The sequence below is a fragment of the Streptomyces sp. NPDC041970 genome (assembly GCF_055588985.1).
This window is the reverse complement of the sequence record NZ_JBVJCD010000048.1, coordinates 1-17145: the sequence shown is the minus strand read 5'-3', so window position 1 is coordinate 17145 and position 17145 is coordinate 1. Positions and strand designations below refer to the sequence as shown.

Annotated in this window: 14 protein-coding genes and 3 pseudogenes; 6 read left to right on the top strand and 11 right to left on the bottom strand. The window is 72.4% G+C overall.

Annotated features, from left to right (window positions below; genetic code table 11):
• Positions 1 to 130: 130 nt before the first annotated feature.
• The 9 genes from ACZ6EJ_RS21405 to ACZ6EJ_RS21365 form a co-directional block, all read right to left on the bottom strand.
• The gene (locus ACZ6EJ_RS21405) at positions 131 to 961 is read right to left on the bottom strand and encodes a S1 family peptidase (protein WP_469269170.1); all 831 of its coding nucleotides are present in this window, start codon (positions 959 to 961) and stop codon (positions 131 to 133) included.
• A 148-nt stretch (positions 962 to 1109) separates the two neighbouring features.
• Positions 1110 to 2657 carry an RNA polymerase sigma factor gene (locus ACZ6EJ_RS21400; protein WP_469269168.1) on the bottom strand — a complete coding sequence of 516 codons (1548 nt, stop codon included), beginning with the start codon at positions 2655 to 2657 and terminating at the stop codon, positions 1110 to 1112.
• Positions 2658 to 2985: 328 nt separating this feature from the next.
• On the bottom strand, positions 2986 to 3873 hold the full coding sequence (locus ACZ6EJ_RS21395; RefSeq protein WP_469269167.1) for a FadR/GntR family transcriptional regulator: 888 nt from the start codon (positions 3871 to 3873) through the stop codon (positions 2986 to 2988).
• A gap of 160 nt (positions 3874 to 4033) precedes the next feature.
• Complete coding sequence (locus ACZ6EJ_RS21390) at positions 4034 to 5770, bottom strand: ATP-binding cassette domain-containing protein (RefSeq protein WP_469269165.1); 1737 nt, start codon at positions 5768 to 5770, stop codon at positions 4034 to 4036.
• 219 nt (positions 5771 to 5989) lie between these two features.
• Positions 5990 to 6748: an NUDIX hydrolase gene (locus tag ACZ6EJ_RS21385; RefSeq protein ID WP_469269163.1), complete on the bottom strand. Its 759-nt coding sequence runs from the start codon at positions 6746 to 6748 to the stop codon at positions 5990 to 5992.
• A 138-nt stretch (positions 6749 to 6886) separates the two neighbouring features.
• Positions 6887 to 8263 (bottom strand): DUF4192 domain-containing protein, encoded by a 1377-nt coding sequence (locus tag ACZ6EJ_RS21380; protein WP_469269162.1) that lies wholly within the window; start codon positions 8261 to 8263, stop codon positions 6887 to 6889.
• Positions 8264 to 8620: 357 nt separating this feature from the next.
• Positions 8621 to 10081 carry a glucose-6-phosphate dehydrogenase gene (gene zwf, locus ACZ6EJ_RS21375; protein WP_469269161.1) on the bottom strand — a complete coding sequence of 487 codons (1461 nt, stop codon included), beginning with the start codon at positions 10079 to 10081 and terminating at the stop codon, positions 8621 to 8623.
• Positions 10078 to 11559 carry a sugar porter family MFS transporter gene (locus ACZ6EJ_RS21370; RefSeq protein ID WP_469269159.1) on the bottom strand — a complete coding sequence of 494 codons (1482 nt, stop codon included), beginning with the start codon at positions 11557 to 11559 and terminating at the stop codon, positions 10078 to 10080. Before ACZ6EJ_RS21370 ends, zwf begins: the two co-directional genes overlap by 4 nt.
• Before the next feature lie 98 nt (positions 11560 to 11657).
• Entirely contained in the window at positions 11658 to 12959 is a 1302-nt protein-coding gene (locus tag ACZ6EJ_RS21365; RefSeq protein WP_469269158.1) for a YhgE/Pip domain-containing protein, read from the bottom strand.
• A gap of 351 nt (positions 12960 to 13310) precedes the next feature.
• On the opposite strand from ACZ6EJ_RS21365, the gene ACZ6EJ_RS21360 reads away from it, so the two are divergent.
• From ACZ6EJ_RS21360 to ACZ6EJ_RS21340, 5 genes and pseudogenes are all read left to right on the top strand, one after another.
• Positions 13311 to 14180, top strand: coding sequence for a 3-hydroxyacyl-CoA dehydrogenase family protein (locus tag ACZ6EJ_RS21360; protein WP_469269157.1), 870 nt, complete (start codon positions 13311 to 13313; stop codon positions 14178 to 14180).
• 36 nt (positions 14181 to 14216) lie between these two features.
• Positions 14217 to 14510 (top strand): acetoacetate decarboxylase family protein, encoded by a 294-nt coding sequence (locus ACZ6EJ_RS21355; RefSeq protein WP_469269155.1) that lies wholly within the window; start codon positions 14217 to 14219, stop codon positions 14508 to 14510.
• A pseudogene (locus ACZ6EJ_RS21350) lies at positions 14476 to 14577 on the top strand (hypothetical protein); the annotation flags it as partial. The gene ACZ6EJ_RS21355 and the pseudogene ACZ6EJ_RS21350, both read left to right, overlap by 35 nt.
• Positions 14578 to 14680: 103 nt before the next feature.
• Positions 14681 to 14812, top strand: a pseudogene (locus ACZ6EJ_RS21345) (acetoacetate decarboxylase); the annotation flags it as partial.
• Positions 14813 to 15230: 418 nt separating this feature from the next.
• Complete coding sequence (locus ACZ6EJ_RS21340) at positions 15231 to 15515, top strand: hypothetical protein (protein ID WP_469269154.1); 285 nt, start codon at positions 15231 to 15233, stop codon at positions 15513 to 15515.
• Between the two features lie 539 nt (positions 15516 to 16054).
• Here ACZ6EJ_RS21340 and ACZ6EJ_RS21335 read toward each other — a convergent pair.
• Together ACZ6EJ_RS21335 and ACZ6EJ_RS21330 are read right to left on the bottom strand one after the other, a co-directional pair.
• Positions 16055 to 16363 (bottom strand): hypothetical protein, encoded by a 309-nt coding sequence (locus tag ACZ6EJ_RS21335; RefSeq protein WP_469269152.1) that lies wholly within the window; start codon positions 16361 to 16363, stop codon positions 16055 to 16057.
• Positions 16364 to 16522: 159 nt separating this feature from the next.
• The gene (locus ACZ6EJ_RS21330) at positions 16523 to 16903 is read right to left on the bottom strand and encodes a winged helix-turn-helix transcriptional regulator (RefSeq protein ID WP_469269150.1); all 381 of its coding nucleotides are present in this window, start codon (positions 16901 to 16903) and stop codon (positions 16523 to 16525) included.
• Between the two features lie 150 nt (positions 16904 to 17053).
• On the opposite strand from ACZ6EJ_RS21330, the pseudogene ACZ6EJ_RS21325 reads away from it, so the two are divergent.
• A pseudogene (locus ACZ6EJ_RS21325) lies at positions 17054 to 17145 on the top strand (RidA family protein); the annotation flags it as partial.

Genomic DNA, 17145 nt, shown 5'->3' with positions numbered 1-17145 from the left:
ACCTCGCATCCACGACGAGCCACGGGCCGGTTCAGGACCGGCCGACGGGCGGTCTCCCCACGGGGAGGCCGCCCGTTCTCGTGGTGTCCGCCGCGTGCCGGAGGGCGGTGCCGGCACGCGGCGGACCCGCTCAGATGCGGCCAGCGGCCCACTCAACGGCCGCGGAGATCCGGGTGTACACACCGGGGCTGCCCGCCCGCCCGCAGCCGCTGCCCCAGGAGACCAGGCCGACGAGCCGCCCGCGGGCCACCAGCGGCCCCCCGCTGTCCCCCTGGCACGCGTCCCGGCCCCCGGCCGGGTCGCCCGCGCAGAGCATCGCCGAGGCGTCGTACGTGCCCTCCCGGCCGCCGGGGTAGGCGCGGGCGCAGTCGGCGTCCGGCAGGACCTGGACGCGCGCCGAGCGCAGCACGGAGGCGTAGGTGCCGCTGCCCGTGGTGTCGCCCCAGCCGTAGACGTCGGCCGCCGTCCCCGCACGGTACGCGGCGTCCCCGCGCCGGGCCATCGGGATCACGCTGCCGTCGGGCAGCGCGCGGGACAGGGTCAGCACCGCGAGGTCGCCGGCGTTGGAGGCGCGGTCGTAGGCGGGGTTCACCCACAGGTGCCGGACCGGGATCTCCTGGCCGCCCGGCCCGCTCAGCCGCTCCCGCCCCGCGATGACCAGGAGGTCCCTCACCCGGCTCACCGGGCCGCCGAGGGCCTCGTCACCCAGACAGTGGGCGACCGTGAGGATTTTCGTGGGGGCCACGGCGACCCCGCCGCAGAACTGGCCCGCCCGCGCCGATCCGAACCGGTCGCGGCTCGACAGGGCCACCACCCAGGGGCTCTCCGCGGCCTCGGCGGGCCGCCCGCCGACGATGACGCTGTCCGCGGCCGCCGGAGCGGCCGAGGCGAGCGGCAGCACGGCGGCCGCGGCGGTCCAGGCGAGCAGCCCGGTCAGGGCGCGGACGAGAGGACGGGGCATGGGGGCTCCTGACGCTGAGGTGGGAACGGTCCACCCAGCGTGATCCAGCCGGTCGCCCTCGGCACCCGAGGACACGCCGGAGGGCCCGGAATCCCCTGGGGGTTCCGGGCCCTCGGCCGGTGGTTCTGTGCGATCGGACGCCCGCGACCTAGTCGAGGTAGTCGCGCAGCACCTGGGAACGCGACGGGTGGCGCAGCTTCGACATCGTCTTCGACTCGATCTGGCGGATGCGCTCACGCGTCACGCCGTAGACCTTGCCGATCTCGTCCAGCGTCTTCGGCTGCCCGTCGGTGAGCCCGAAGCGCATCGAGACCACGCCCGCCTCACGCTCCGAGAGCGTGTCGAGCACCGAGTGCAACTGCTCCTGGAGGAGGGTGAAGCTGACCGCGTCCGCCGGGACGACGGCCTCGGAGTCCTCGATCAGATCGCCGAACTCGCTGTCGCCGTCCTCACCGAGCGGGGTGTGGAGGGAGATCGGCTCGCGCCCGTACTTCTGGACCTCGATGACCTTCTCAGGGGTCATGTCGAGCTCCTTGGCCAGCTCCTCCGGGGTGGGCTCGCGGCCCAGGTCCTGGAGCATCTGCCGCTGCACGCGCGCGAGCTTGTTGATGACCTCGACCATGTGCACCGGGATGCGGATGGTGCGGGCCTGGTCGGCCATCGCGCGGGTGATCGCCTGACGGATCCACCAGGTGGCGTACGTCGAGAACTTGTAGCCCTTGGTGTAGTCGAACTTCTCGACCGCGCGGATCAGACCGAGGTTGCCCTCCTGGATCAGGTCCAGGAAGAGCATCCCGCGGCCCGTGTAGCGCTTGGCCAGGGAGACCACCAGGCGGAGGTTGGCCTCCAGGAGGTGGTTCTTGGCACGCCGGCCGTCCTCGGCGATGATCTCCAGCTCGCGCTTCAGCTTCGGAGCGAGCTTGTCCGCGTTGGCCAGCTTGTCCTCGGCGAAGAGGCCCGCCTCGATGCGCTTGGCGAGTTCGACCTCCTGCTCGGCGTTGAGGAGCGGGACCTTGCCGATCTGCTTCAGGTAGTCCTTGACCGGGTCGGCGGTGGCGCCGGCGACGGCGACCTGCTGGGCGGGCGCGTCGTCCTCGTCGTCGTCGGAGAGGACGAAGCCCTTGTTCTCGCCCTCGCCCTCCTCCTCGTCGCCCTTGCCGGCCTTGACCTCCTCGACCGCCTCGTCACCGTCGAGGAGCTCGTCGTCCTGCTTGCCGGACTTCTTCGCGGCGGTCTTCTTGGCGGCCGTCTTCTTCACGGCGGTCTTCTTGGCGGCCGTCTTCCTGGCCGCGGTCTTCTTGGCGGGGGCGGCCGCTGCGGTCTCGTCGGCCCCCGCTTCCGCGCTCTCGGCCGCCGGGGCGGCGGGGGCCGCGACGGTCCTGGTCACAGTGGTCTTCGCCGTGACAGTCTTGGTGGCGGTGCGCTTGGCCGGGCTCTTCGCTGCGACGCTCTTGCGGGCGCGCTTCGGCGACTCCGCGGCACTGACCATCAGCGTCACACCCTCTTCCTCGAGGATCTGGTTGAGGCTGCGCAGAACGTTCTTCCACTGGGTTGGCGGAATCTGGTCAGCCTCGAAGGCCCGACGCACGTCATCGCCGGCGATCTGCCCATCAGCCTTTCCCCGCTCGATGAGCGCCATCACAGACTCGGACTCGGCGATCTCCGGCGGGAGCGTACGGGATGTGCTGGCCGACACGAACAACCTCTCGGAACGATGGAAACGGCTTCCGGCCCCGCCCTGGTGAGGGCTGGAGCCGACGACCGCCGACTGGGGATGTCGCCGACGGCGCGGGTTTCACCTCAGAACTCCACAGCGTGCTCACAGCCTGCTGTATTCCTTCTGCGGCGGTTACCTCTTAGGTCATCGCGCTGCTCCGGGGAGTGTTACGCCCCATCCACGTGGCCCGAGTCACACCCCGTTCGTCACGAACAGGGCCAGAGATGACATCTCCCCGCAATTGTGCCGCCGGACCGTGCGGTCCGGCGGCACAGGGGCCCTGGCGCCCCGGCCGGCCGTGCTTCGGTCAGTGCTCGCGCGGCGCCGGGACGACCCGCTCGACGTCGGGGTGGACGACGAGCAACTGCCGCATGGCCGCCTCGGCGGCCGTGGCGTCGCCCGACGCCAGGGCGTCGGCGATGCGCGCGTGGTGGGCCAGTGAGGCGTCGCCGGGCCGGTCGCACCCGGTGACGGGGCTGCCGGAGACGTGCAGGGCGGCCGAGACGATGCCGGAGAGGTGTTCGAGCATCCGATTGCCGGCGGCCTGGATGAGCAGGGAGTGGAATTCCGCATCGGCGCGGGAGAAGGTGATCGCGTCCCCCTGCCCCATCGCGTGGCCCATGATCTCCACCATGTCGCCGAGGCGCTGCTGGATGTCGTCCCGGCCGTGCCCGGCGGCCAGGCGGGCGGCGAGCGGCTCGATAGTCCAGCGGAGCTCGGCCAGCTCGCGGCGCTGGTCGTCGCGCTGCGGGCCGAAGGCCCGCCATTCGATGATGTCGGGGTCGAGAAGGTTCCAGTCGCTGACGGGCCGCACCCTCGTCCCCACGTTGGGGCGCGCGCTGACCAGTCCTTTGGCTTCGAGCACGCGCAGCGACTCGCGTACGACGGTGCGGGAGACCTCGAAACGCTGGCCGATCTCCTCCGGGACGAGGGGCCGGTCGGCGCCGAGGTCGCCGGAGACGATCATCTGGCCCAGTTGTTGGACGAGTTGGCCGTGGAGCCCGCGCCCCCGGCTGGCGGCCCCCCGCCGGGGCGCCCGTCCCAGCTCGGAATCGGAACCGCCCCAGGCTCGGGCCGCGGCGCGCTCGCCGGCCGGCGCCTCCGTATAGGGATGGCGATCGAGTTCGCCCGGACCGGCCAGGCCGGAATCTACGGAGCGGGCGGCGGTCATCATGGTGTGCGCAAGGGTACTCACGCATCCTTTGTCGGCGCAGCCCGTCCGCCTCTTGAGGTCTTTGGTGAAAAGCACACGAAAGGGTGATCGGCGCTCGCTCCACAATTGACGCCATATACCTACAAATCGACCATTACCCACGGGGATTCGGGGTGTCGCCCTCGCCTCCGGACGAAAGTGTTCACCAACGCACCTTTCCCCGAAGGCTGGTGAACAGATACGCACAGATCAGGGCGGACAACGACAGGGCGAGGGCGGCGCCCACGGGCTGGGCCACGACCCGCGCGGCGGCCAGGACCCAGCCGTCGACCTCCTGCGGCAGGTGCCACCAGGCCCACTCCCGCAGCCGGCCCGGCAGCCCGGCGACCGACCGCGTGGACGGCGCCGCGAAGACCTTCTCGATGAGCGGTACGACCAGCACCGGTACGGCCAGCACGGCGGCGACGCCCGCCCCGGCCACCCGGAAGACACCGGCCGCCAGCAGGCCCGCCCAGGCGCAGCCGACCGCCAGGCCGGCCCAACCGGCCGCCAGAGCGGGATAGTTGTCCGGAACCTCGACCAAGTCCGGCCCGTACACGAGGCGGAGGCTCTGGGCGTCGCACACGACGGTGAGGACGGCGAGGACCAGCGCGAAGCCCGCGGTGACGACGAGCTTGGCCAGCAGCAGCCCGATGCGCCGGGGCACGGTGCCGCGCCCGGCGGCGAGCGCCGGGTAGCGGAACTCGTCCCCGAAGGAGAGCGCTCCGAGCAGGCCCGCCCCCAGGGCGGCGGGAGGCAGCGGCAGCAGCGCGGGCCAGCCGGCGAGCAGGCGCGGCAGTCCGGTGCCGTCCGTACGGGCGAGCAGGACGGAGAGCGCGGCGGACATCAGCAGGACGGCCGCCATGACCACGGCGGTCGTCCGGACGCCGAGGGAGCGGTGCAGTTCGTAGCGGAGGGGGCGCAGCGGGCCGCGGGCGGGGCTCACCCGGATCGGCGGCGGCAGCTCGGAGAACGCGACGGCGGAGGCCTGCCGCGCCGCCTCCCGCGCGGCGCGGGGAGCGGCGGGTCCGGCGTCGCCGATCTCGTCGGCGAGCTGGTGCACCGGGACGCCGTGCCGGTAGGCGGTGTCCCCGATCTCGGCGCAGGTGCTGCCGTACACGGTCAGCCGTCCGCTCCCCTCCTCGACCACCTCGACGGAGCGCCGCGCGGCCCGCGCCTCCCGGCCGACGACGGTGGCCAGTCGGGCGGCGTGCGGGGTGCGGACGGCGACCCTGGGCCGCAGCCGGGTGCGGGCGAACTCGGCGACCTCCTGGTCGGCGACGAGGCGTCCGCCGTCGATGGTGACGACGCGGTCGGCCGTGCGGGCCGCCTCCTTGGGGTCGGCGGTGGCGTACAGGACGGTTCCGCCCTGGGTCGCGTGGGCGCGCAGCAGTCCGTGGAGCCAACTGTTCTCGCGCGGGGAGAGCCCTTCGGCGGGTTCGTCCAGGATGAGGGTGTGGGGGTCGCCGAGCAGGGCGGAGGCGAGGCCGAGCCGGCGGTCCATGCCCACCGACAGGGCCCCGAGGCGTTGGTCGCCGAGCCCGGCGAGGCCGACGACCTCGAGCACCTCGTCGGCCCTGGCCGCCGGCACGCCGGCGGCCGCGCAGAGCATCCGGAGCTGCCCGCGGGCCGTCCGGGAGGGGTGCCCCGGCACGTCGCCGAGCAGCACGCCCACCTCCCGCGCCGGGTGGGCGATGCGGTGCAGCGGCCGCCCCCGGAAGTAGGCGACGCCCCGCCCGGCGTCGAGTTCGAGCATCAGGCGCAGGGCGGCGGTCTTGCCCGAGCCCGTGGCGCCCAGCAGGGCGGTGACGCGGCCGGGCGGCGCTTCGAAGGTCAGGTCGTTCACGGCGGGCGGGGCGTCGCGCCGGGGGGTGCTGGTGAGTCCGATGGCCTGGAGCATCGCTTCTCTCGCGTCTCTCGCGGAAGGTGAGACCGCTCGGCGGCAGATGGGTACTGCAGCAACATAACGCGACATTTCTGACTTTTCGTGCATGGGTGAACCGGTGGGCGTTCCGCGTGACCCCCACGGTGAACACCTTGGGCCTTCTGGGGCCCTCCCGGACGGACGGGAACCGCCCGCCGGGACTCCGCGACCGGAGGGCGCCGACCGGGACGCGCCTCAGACCTCCGGGCGGAGCATCGGCGGGTTGAGCACCGTGGCGGCCCCCGCGCGGAACAGTTGTGCGGGTCGGCCTCCCTGCCGCGTGGTCGTCCCGCCGGACGGCACCAGGAAGCCGGGGGTGCCGGTGACCTTGCGGTGGAAGTTGCGGGGGTCCAGGACCACGCCCCACACCGCCTCGTAGACCCGGCGCAGCTCGCCGACCGTGAACTCCGGCGGGCAGAACGCCGTGGCCAGCGACGAGTATTCGATCTTGGAACGGGCCCGCTCCACCCCGTCGGCCAGGATGCGCGCGTGGTCGAAGGCCAGCGGGGCCGACTGCTCGCCCTGCCGGCCGGAGCCGGGACGCAGCAGGTCCTCCACCGGGGCCCAGCGCGCGCTGTTTGCGTCGCCGCCCGCGCGCGGCGCGGGCAGGTCCGGCGCGAGGGCGAGGTGGGCGACGCTGACCACCCTCATCCGGGGGTCGCGGGCCGGGTCGCCGTAGGTGGCCAACTGCTCCAGGTGCGCGCCGTTGCCGGTGGCCGGCTTCGCCGGATCGTGCGCGGAGAGGCCGGTCTCCTCCACGAGTTCACGCGCTGCCGCGGTTTCCAGGTCCTCGTCGGCCCGTACGAAGCCGCCGGGCAGGGCCCAGCGGCCCTGGAACGGACTCTCCCCGCGCCGGACCACCAGCGCGCAGAGCGCGTGACGGCGCACGGTGAGCACGACCAGGTCGACGGTGACGGCGAAGGGCGGAAAGGTCGACGGGTCGTAGGGCGGCATGTCGCGATCTTAGTCGTCTGCCTGACGATAAACACTCCCTTCTCCGTCCTCGCGATCCCGCCTTTCCGCGGCCCGGCGGCATCCGGCCACTCCCGCCCCTCCCTCTTCGGCCACGCCCCGCCCGTCACCGCTTGCTCGTCACCGGCGCGCCCTGATACCGCGTCGGCCGTACCGCCGGACCTCTCCGGTCCGCCGCCTGGTCGGGGCGGCTCCGGAGCGGGCGGCCCCGGCCGACGGCGCCCCTCCCCCGGCGCCCGGGGGGCGGGGACCGCCGCCGTGCCGCCGCCCCCTGACCGGCAGTGGGCGGGCCTTGACGACGTGCGGGGCGGCGCCGCCTCCGGGCACGGCGCCGGACGTCCCTCCGGCGCTCTCGGCTCGGGCGGCCGCCTCCTCCGCGAGCGCTTCGCGCAGGCAGCGGCGCAGCGCCTCCGGGTCGAGCCCTTCGTTGCAGGCCCGGTGCAGCAGTTGGGCGAACGTGTAGGCGGGGTCGGCTCGCAGAGCGAGCGTCAGGGCGACCCGTGCGCCCGGTTCGTCGCCCGTGGACCAGGCCACCCAGCCCGCCAGGGTGAGCGGGGCGGCGGCGTACTCCCCGTACACCCCGACGCAGCGCCGCGCCAGGGTCCGCCACAGGCGCAGCGCGGACTGCGCCTCCGGTCCTTCCATCCACGCGGCGGCCTTGTCGCGGGTCTCCCTGTCCTGGAGCCCGAGGATGACGGCGGCGGCCTCGTCGGGGCCGACCAGTCGGTCGTCCCCCGCGTCCGAGAGGGCGGGGGGTGCGGGGCGCGCCTCCTCGATGCGGCCCATGAGGGTGCGGGCCAGCTCCAGGGTCTCCGCCCCGACCTCCCGCTTGGCCCTCTCGTCGAGCATCCGGGCCATCAGCGGCGGCCCGGCCTCGTCGAGCGCCCTCTCCTGCACGGACACCTCCGCCGTCGCCCGCCAGGGACTCAGCCGCGCCTCCATGTCGCGCAGGGTTCCCCGGACGTGGATGCCCGCGTAGGCGGCGGCCGCGGCCATGACCGTCGTGCCGGGCATGGCGAGGGGCTTTCCCCGGCCGGGGCAGCACCGGTCGTCGGGGCAGCAGTAGGACCAGTAGCGGCCGTCGGAGATGCAGAGGGCTTCGAGCACGGGGACGTCGAGCGCTCCGCACGCCGTGCGCAGGCACTGCGCGAAGGGCCGCAGGCGCTCCATGGTCGCCTGCCCGCCCGCCCCGTCCGGTGAGTCCTGGCAGAGGAAGACCACGATCGCGTCGGGTCGCCCCTCGCGGCGCTCGCTCCCCGTGATCAGGGATTCCGCGAGTTGGTCGGCGACCGGCCCCCATTCGCCGGGCGCGTGCGGGATGCCGAGCCTGAGCCGGCCGCCGAACCGGCCCCGGCCGCCGTGCAGGGCGACCATCACGACGCTGTCGTTTGGGTAGAAACCCATGAGGTACGGCAGGGCGTCGGCGAGTTCGGCGGGGCCGCGCAGGACGATCTGCTGGCCGTCGGTCGATCCGGTGGGTTCACGGTGCTGGTTCATGGCTCGACGGTCCCGCGCTCCGCCGCATCCCGCGACCCCTGTGGATAACGTTATCCACAGGTCCGACCCGTGGCTCGCGCGGTGTCGCGCCCATCGGGTTGCATGGAGGGATGGCCACCACGGAGCGGACGGCGGACGCGCCGCCGGGGCTCCGCGCCGGTACGTCCGGAGGGGCCGCCGAGATCCCGACCGGCGACCCCTGTCGGGCGCGTCCGGAGTCTTTCGTCGGGATCAGACCGGATCGGGGAGGGGGGTGCGGTGCGTACGGAGGCGAGGCGGAGGAGGCAGTCACCGCGGAGCACCGACGGCCGACGGCACTGCCGCAGACATACGTGCCGGGGTTCCGCGAGCCCGGCATCACCCAGACGAGAGGCCCTGACCCTCGGCGGACGCGACGTCGTCGAAGAGGAGGCGGCCCGGCCGGTGCCAGTTCCGCAGGCCGGGGAGGAGGTCGGCGGCCTCCGGTCCCCAACTCCCCGGCGCGTACGGGAGGGGCGGCTCGGCCGGGTCGAGCACGGGTTCCACGATGCGCCAGCACTCCAGGATGGAGGGGAGGGAGGGGAAGCGCTCGGCGTCCCCCTCGACGGCTCCTTGGAGCACGTTCTCGTACGGAAGGGTCTGCCGCCCCAGCACCTGCTCGAAGTCGACGCCGATGGGGACCGTGGTCGGCCCCGTGCTCTCGTCGGGCCTGCTCAGGATCAGGTCCGCCCTGATCCCGGTGTCGCCGTCGATGCGGAAGCGGATCAGGTTGGAGGGGGTGCGGGTGTCGTAGCCGCCGAAGAGCTCCACGGGCGACTTGCGCAGCTCGACCACGACCTCGGTGGCGGAGACGGCGAGCGCCTTGCCGCTGCGGAGGTAGAACGGCACGCCCGCCCAGCGCCAGTTGTCGATGAACACACGGGTCGCGAAGTACGTCTCGGTGGTGGAGCCGGGGGCGACGCCCTCGACGTCCTGATAGCCGGTGTACTGACCGCGCACGGTGTCGGCCGGGTCCATGGTGCGCATCGCGTGCAGCACCCGCCTCGTCTCCAGTCCCAGGGCCCGCGGGTCGGTGCCGCTGGGCGGGTCCATCGCGAAGGAGGCCAGGACCTGGAGCATGTGGTTCTGGACCACGTCGCGCAGGCAGCCCACCGCGTCGTAGAAGGAGCCCCGGTCGGCGACGTCGAAGTCCTCTGCGAGGGTGATCTGGACGTTGTCCACGGAGGAGCGGTGCCAGATGGGCGCCAGCAGCGTGTTGGCGAAGCGGGCGACCGTCAGGCTCTCGACCACGCTGTTGCCCAGGAAGTGGTCGACGCGCAGGAGGTGGTCGTCGTCGAAGTGGGCGCCCAACTCCCGTTGGAGCTCCCGCGCGGAGGCGAGGTCGTGTCCGAACGGCTTCTCCACCACCAGGCGGGCGTCGCGGTTCAGGCCCGCGGCGGCCAACGACGCGGCGACCGTGGTGAACAGCGCCGGCGGGATCGCCAGGTAGTGCGTCACGAAACCGAGGCCGGCCACCGCTTCGCGCAGCCGGACGTAGGTGGCGTCGTCGGTGAAGTCACCGGTGACGATGGACAGACGCGCCGCGAACCGGGCGAAGACCGCCTCGTCGACGTCCGCGCCGGCGGCGGTGACCGCCTCGCGCGCGTGTTCGCGCAGGGCGTCGTCGTCCCAGTCGGAGGCGGCCACCCCGATGACGGGCACCGTGAGCCTGCCGCACTCGGTGAGCCGGTACAGCGCGGGCAGCAGCATCTTCTTGGCGAGGTCGCCGGTGATGCCGAAGAGCACGAGGGCGCCGGAGTTCTCCGGGGCGCGGGGACCGAGGAAGGTGTCGCTCGTCACGGGCGTCGTCCCTTCTGGGGGGTGGTCGGCTGCGATGGGCCGCCCGACGCGGACCGGCCGCGCCGGAAACGGGCCTTGAGGGCCTCTTCGATCTGTTCAGGGTCGCGGCCTCGGGTCTCGGGCAGGTATCGGCCGACGAAGAAGAACGCGAACACGCAGATCCCGGCGAAGATCCAGAAGGCCTCGCCCTGGCCGATGGCGGCCGCGATGGGCAGGAAGGCCAGGCTGACGACGAAGTTGGAGACCCAGTTGACCGCGGTGGCCACGCTCGATCCCTCGGCCCGGACGGTCGGCGGGAAGATCTCCCCGAGCAGCGTCCAGAACACCGGTCCGAGGCCGCCCGCGTACGCGGCGATGTAGATGACCATGAACAGCAGCGTGAGCAGCGAGTTCATGCCGACCACGAACGCGACCCCGAGCATGAAGATCGACACCGCCATGAGGGCCAGCGAGACGAGGACCATCACGCGGCGGCCGGCCCGGTCGACGAGTCGGATCGCCGCCAGGGTCATGACCAGGTTGATCACGCCGATGAACACCGAGTAGAAGATGGAGTTCGACGCGTTCAATCCGGTCTGCTGGATGATGGTCGGCGCGTAGTAGATGATCGTGTTGATGCCGCCGAACTGCTGCACGGCGGCGAGGGTGAGTCCGACGACGAGGGCCGGGCGCACGTCGGGCGTGAGCAGCTCCCTGGCGCCCGGATGGTCCGCCCCGGAAGTGCGGGCCATCTCCTCGCGCTCCGCGGCGATCCGGTGCTGGACCCGTTCGACCAGTTCGTCCGCCGTGGCCTCGTCGGTGAGCGCGGCGACCCCCTTCCGCGCCCGCTCCTCCTGGCCGTGGGAGATGAGCCACTGCGGGGACTCGGGGAGGAACCACACGCTGGCCGCCACCATGAGGGCGGCCGGCACCGCGCCGACGGCGAACATGGCCCGCCACATCCCGCTGCCCGAGAAGGCGAGGTTGACCAGGTAGGCGATGAGGATGCCGAGCGTGATCATGAGTTGGTTCATCGTCAGCAGTCGTCCGCGGATCTTCGTCGGCGAGATCTCGGAGAGGTAGACCGGGACCGTCGCGGACGCCGCTCCGACCGCGAGGCCGAGGACGACACGGCCCGCCATGAGCATCAGATAGCCGCTCGCCGCGCTCGCGATCGCCGTCCCGACGATGAACACCGTGCCGATCACACCCAGGGCCTTGCGCCGGCCGATGCTCTCGGACAGCCGGCCGGCCGAGGTGGCGCCGAACACCGCGCCGATGAGCAGCACGCTGACGACGCTGCCCTGCTCGAAGGAGTTGAGGTCGAAGTCCTCCTTGACGTAGAGCAGAGCGCCCGACACGACTCCCGTGTCGAAGCCGAAGAGGAAGCCGCCCAGGGCGATCATGGTCGCCCAGCGGGTGATCTTCCGCTGCCCCTCCGGGGGAACCTCGAAGAGCGGCCCATGGGTGCCCGGCTCTTTGGAGAAGCCCTGAACCATGTCACTTCCTCATGTCTGGGTGGCCCGTCCGGACAACGTCACCACTTTTCCGGACGTACAGAGAGGAATTCGGAGCAATCGAGTGGTGCGCGCGGGCGTCATTCGGGCTTCGGGACCATGCGGTGCAGGCCCTTGCGGTCGTAGTAGCGGGTCATCGCGTAGCCGAAGACGAGCGCGACGGCGAAACCGACCGCGATCATGGTCCATCCGCGCACCAGTCCGGCCTCGGCGCGGGCGTCGAAGTAGAGGATCGCCCGCACCCCGTCGGCGACCTGGCGGATGGGCTCGAAGGTTCCGAGGAACCGGTAGAAGCCCGGCACCGCCTCCAGGGGCACGGCGGCCCCGGACGAGGGCAGCGCCAGCGCGATGAAGACGAACATGGCCACCAGTTGGCCGATGCCGCCGAAGGCGGCGTTGATGGCCTGGACGCCGATCCCGACCGTCAGGCACGCGCAGTAGGAGAACACCCACAGCAGCACGCGATGGGGTGCGTCCATGCCGAGGATGCCGATGGTGGCGAGCATGATCAGGGTGGTGGTCAGCACGGAGAGGCCCGCGGTCATGGCCATCTTCACCAGCAGGGTCCGGGTGCGGTCGATGGGCACGGTGCGGTGGCGGGTGTGCCAGGGGCCGATCTCGCTGTCCGCGTAGCCGAGGGAGGTGTCCACGGCGTTGTGGATGATGTTGGCGCTGATGAACCCGGCGAGCACCAGCAGCAGCGTGTAGTAGAAGGCGCTCAGGCCCAACCCGCTGTGGCTGCCGATCGGGTGGCCCACCTGGACCCGGACGGCGACCGGGTCCGCGAGCAGGAGCCGGAAGCCGGGGGCCAGGTCCGCCGCGGCCGGCGAACGGGTCAGCTCCCGCCCGACCGACGCGGATGCCTGGCCGGCCGCCCGCTGGGAGATCTGCTGGGCGAGGGAGGAGCCGAGGCTGCCCGTGCCGGGGTTGGTCAGGACGGTCAGCGACGGGCGCTTCGCGGCCTCGCCGGTGGCCAGTCGGCCGACGTCCGCGGTGAAGTCGGACGGGATCACCAGCGCGCCGAAGACCTTGCCGGAGGCCAGTTCGTCCTGCGCCCGTTCCTGGCTCATCCGCCGCCACCGCACCTGGTCGGCCGGGGTGGAGGAGACGACGGCGGCACTGATCCGGGCGCCGAGGTTCTGGTTCTGGCCGGACGGCGGCGGGCCGGTGTCCGCGTTCACCAGCGCGATGGGCAGCCGGTGCAGGCTCTCGGTCGGGGTGAGGATGCCGCCCATGTACAGCAGCGAGAGCACCAGGGCGACCAGAGCGCTGAGCACGGTCGGCGCGATCCACAGCTTCCACCGCCGCAGGATGTACCCGGCCGAGGCTCCCCCGACCGGGCGGCCCGCCCCCGCGCCGTCTGCGGTACTGCCGGTTGTCATAGCACTCCACCGAGGTCGCCGACGGCGGTCCCGTCGCTGAACGGATCACGGCTCGGGCGGGTCCAGCGCCCCCACCCGTACACGCGGCGCACACCTGGCGAGCGCACGTCGACCCTAAGTCGCGAGCGGACAAAGAGGACGAAGCGACACCAGGCGTACGCCGGTGGGCCCTGCGGGCTCTTGATGGCGGGTGCGCGGGCGCCCCCGACGGGGCTGGACGGACCGGATCGGCGCCGGCCGCCCGACCGGAGTAGCACGGGTGGCTGGTACGGGGCGGGCGGTGGAAGCTGCTGAGCAGGCACGACGAGTCCGCGTCGAAGCCCTCCGTCGTCTGGGAAGCAGGAAACGACCATGTCCTTCACCCTCCCCACCGGCATCGCGGAACGGCCGGTCGCCGTCGTCGGCGCGGGCACGCTCGGCCGGAGAATCGCCCTGATGTTCGCCACGCGCGGGGGCCAGGTGCGGATCTACGACCCCTCGACGCAGGCGGGCGAGGCGGCACGGGCGTACGTCGAGGAGAACGTGGCGGAGGTCGCCGCCGGCATCGAGGGCGGCTCGCCGGGCCGGGTCTCGATCACCGACGACCTGGAGGAAGCGCTCACGGACGCGTGGCTGGTCGTCGAGGCGGTGCCCGAGCGGCTGGACCTCAAGAAGGAGATCTTCGGCCGGCTGGACCGGGCCGCCGCGCCCGACGCGATCCTGGCCAGCAACTCGTCCTCGTACCCGACCAGTCAGTTCATCGACCGGGTCGAGCGCCCCGAGCGGGTGCTCAACATGCACTTCTACATGCCGCCGCACCAGAACGCGGTCGACATCATGTCGGACGGCCACACGGACCGGGACATCATGGCGTTCCTGGAGCGGGAGCTGCCCCGTTACGGCGTCCACCCGTTCGAGGCGCGCAAGGAGTCGACGGGATTCATCTTCAACCGCATCTGGGCCGCCATCAAACGGGAGTCGCTGGCGGTGGTGGCGGACGGGGTCTCCACCCCGCAGGACGTCGACCGGATGTGGCAGATCAACATGGGCACCCCGGCCGGCCCGTTCCGGATGATGGACATGGTGGGCCTGGACGTCGTCCTCGACATCGAGGACCACTACGCGGCCGAGCGCCCCGAACTGCCCGAGGGGCCCCGTGAGCTGCTGCGCACCTACGTCGACGCCGGGCACCTGGGCGTCAAGACGGGCCAGGGCTTCTACGACGACTACACCGAGCGGTAGGCACGGGTACGTGCGCGCGGTGGACATGGTGGCGGAGTGGTCCGTTCCGCTGGGAGCGCCCTCGTTCCCGTCGGCCGGTACCGGTTCACCGACCGCGAGTACCTCGACGCCATCCACCGCACCGTCCCCAGGGCCCTGCGCCGCCTGGTCCCCGCGCCGCCGACGGTGACCGAGCCGCTGGTCCGGTCCGAGACCACGCGGATGCCCGGCGTGACGGGGCCCGACGACCGCACCGAGTCCGGCCAGTCGGCGATGGTCGGGCTCGACCGGCGTGCGCGGGGAGTACGCCGTCGCGATGTACGACCACCCGGCCATCGACGGCGGCCGTGAGACCGGCGCCTGTCCGAAGAAGCGCGGAGCGCCCCGGCCGTCCGTCGACAGCGACACGCTCGTCGGCACCCTGGACTACGGCTCCGTTCGGGTCGCGACCGCCACCGTGGGCCACAGCACGGCGTCCTGGACGAGCGGCGGGCGCGCGAGGAAGTGGGCGTTCCCCGTCCATGCCGAAGAGGCCGCCCCGCTACGGCGCGAGGCCGCGCATCCGCGCACTGGCCAGGGGGCGGATCACCGACCTCACGATGAAGGGCGCGCGCACGGGTCCGGCCCGGCTCCACCTGTTCGAGCACGCGCTGGCGCCGCCGGCGGATCCGCCGGTACGGGAGGTCGTCGCGGCGAGCCGCATCCTCACCGATCCGGCCCTGGGCCCGGCCGACCGTCGCCCACGACCAGCTGTAGCGGGTGTGCCGTTCAGGACCCCGTGCTCGAATGTACGCGCTCCGTCGGGGCGGTGGGCCCGCCGGAGATCATTCACCGGACGGTCCGGGCAGACGTCACCCGTTCTTGATGAGTCACCCGAATGCCGCATACCCCCCGGAGAGGGAGATCGTTGTGTGGGGTGCGGCGACGGGAGCACATGTCGTCGCGCATCAGACGACTTTCGCGGGCGGGCCGCCACGGCGGCCGCGCCTTTGCCGATCCCGTGCGTCCGGTCGTCGCCGCGCTCCGACCCCGGTGTGCGGCGGAGGGAACCATGCAGGAAACGAGGAGCAGATGTACGAAGGAAGCATTCCACTCGAGGACTTCCTCGACACCATGAACCGGCTGCAGGCCGACTTCGAGCGCCGCCTCGGGGGCATCGCGCGCGAGACGCCGCAGCCCCCGGCGACACGACCGAGGCAGGAACGTTCCAGCTCTGCGGCCTGGACGCAGGAGGACGGCTACCGCCCGCTCGGGCTCGTGGCGATCTGGGCCGACGCACGCGAAGCGCCGGACGGACGGGCCGGCGGTCGGCGCGGTGCGCTCCGCTCGCAGCACTTCGGCACCCTGGTCGACTAGGGGGTGCCCGGCGGATCAGGGCGGGACGGTCCGGGGTGTCTGGTGCGGTGCAGCGCGAGTCGCTGAAATGCCCTCGTAGGGGGGCGATTCGAACCTTTCTGCATCGCGGCGAGGTGCCGTGCCAGGCGCCGTCGTCCCGGTCGAGATCCGCCGGACGCCCCCTGCCCCGCCCGGCGGACCGCCGTCGAAGCCCATCACCGCCCTGTGGCGGCGCGCCGCGGAAGACGTGGCCCCGATGTCGTGGCGGGTGGCCCCGGTTCGGGGGTTCCCGAGCCGGTCGACCGCCCGCTCGATCGCGTACGGCATGGCCGGATCTCGCCGTCGAAGCCGTCCATGCTCGTCGCGCCGGCGGTCCGGTGGAGCGCGCCGCCACAGGGCCGTGAGGACCGGGACGGCAGGCGCGTGATCCGCCCGTCCCTCCGGGAACCGCCCGCGGGTCATGCGTTCGCACCCCGCCTCGATCGGGTGATTCTGCCGATCTGGGCCTCGTCCGGATCCTGCCGGGCTCGGGAAGCCCCGGCAGGATCCGGACGAGAACCCTAGCGCCAGTCTCCGGTCACCCAGGCCACCAGGCGGGGGCGGGCCGTGTACGGGTCGCACGCGACGATGGCCTCGGTGTCGACGAGGTCGCTGGTGACGATCTGGGTGGCGTCGCGGGCGACGCGGGAGAAGCCGTCGGAGAAGTCGCCGGGTTCACCGACCGTCACCGCTTCCAGGGGAGGGGCCGTCGACTCCTCGGAGAGGCAGCCGACGAGGGGGAGGGGCTGGCCGAGATACCAACCCCCGAGGAAGACGGCGTACAGGACGGCGGTGGCGCGCAGGCGGCGCGGCGTTATCCAGGTGGGCACCCGCGGAGTCTTCCACGAAGGGGGCGCGGGGAGCGGGCGCGTCAAGTCCCGGCCCGGCCCAGTGGCCCGCCGACCGCCCGGAGCCGGGCCGGCCCCGGCCGCCCGTCGGGCCCGCGCCGCCCTGTCCGCGCCGGACCCGACGAGGCGCTCGCCGCCCCGTCAGGAGTCGAAGCTCCGGCGGGAGGTCTCGATGTGGCCGAGGTACCGGTGGGTCCACGTGCACATGCTGTCGACGGTCGCCCGCAGGCCGCGGCCCGGTTCGGTCAGGGTGTACTCGACCCGTGGCGGCACCGTGGGGTGCACGGTCCGCTCGACCAGGCCGTTGCGCTCCAACATGCGCAGGTTCTGGGCGAGCATCTTGTGGCTGATCCCCTCGACGCCGTTGCGCAGCTCGGTGAAGCGCAGCGTGTCGTCGGCCAGGGTCTCGATGATCAGCAGTGCCCACTTGTTGGCCACGTCCGAGAAGATCTCCCGCGCGAGGGAGTCCGCGCGCCTCAGGTCCGCCCCCTCGGGCGTGTCCGCGAACTGCTTGGTCACCATCAGGTTCCCCACTCTCTCAAAAGTGCGTTCTTCCCTGTCAACGACCACTCTCCTATGGTTCCTGAGTAACCACAAGAGATCGGGAACAGCCCGGTCCGGTACACGTGAGCCCTCGATCCCCCGGGCTCCCGGAACAAGGAGAAGTAGAGCATGGCCATCACCCTGGTGAACCCCGCGGACCTGCCCGAGATCGACGTCTACCACCAGGTGTCGATCGCCTCCGGGACGAAGCTGATCTCCGT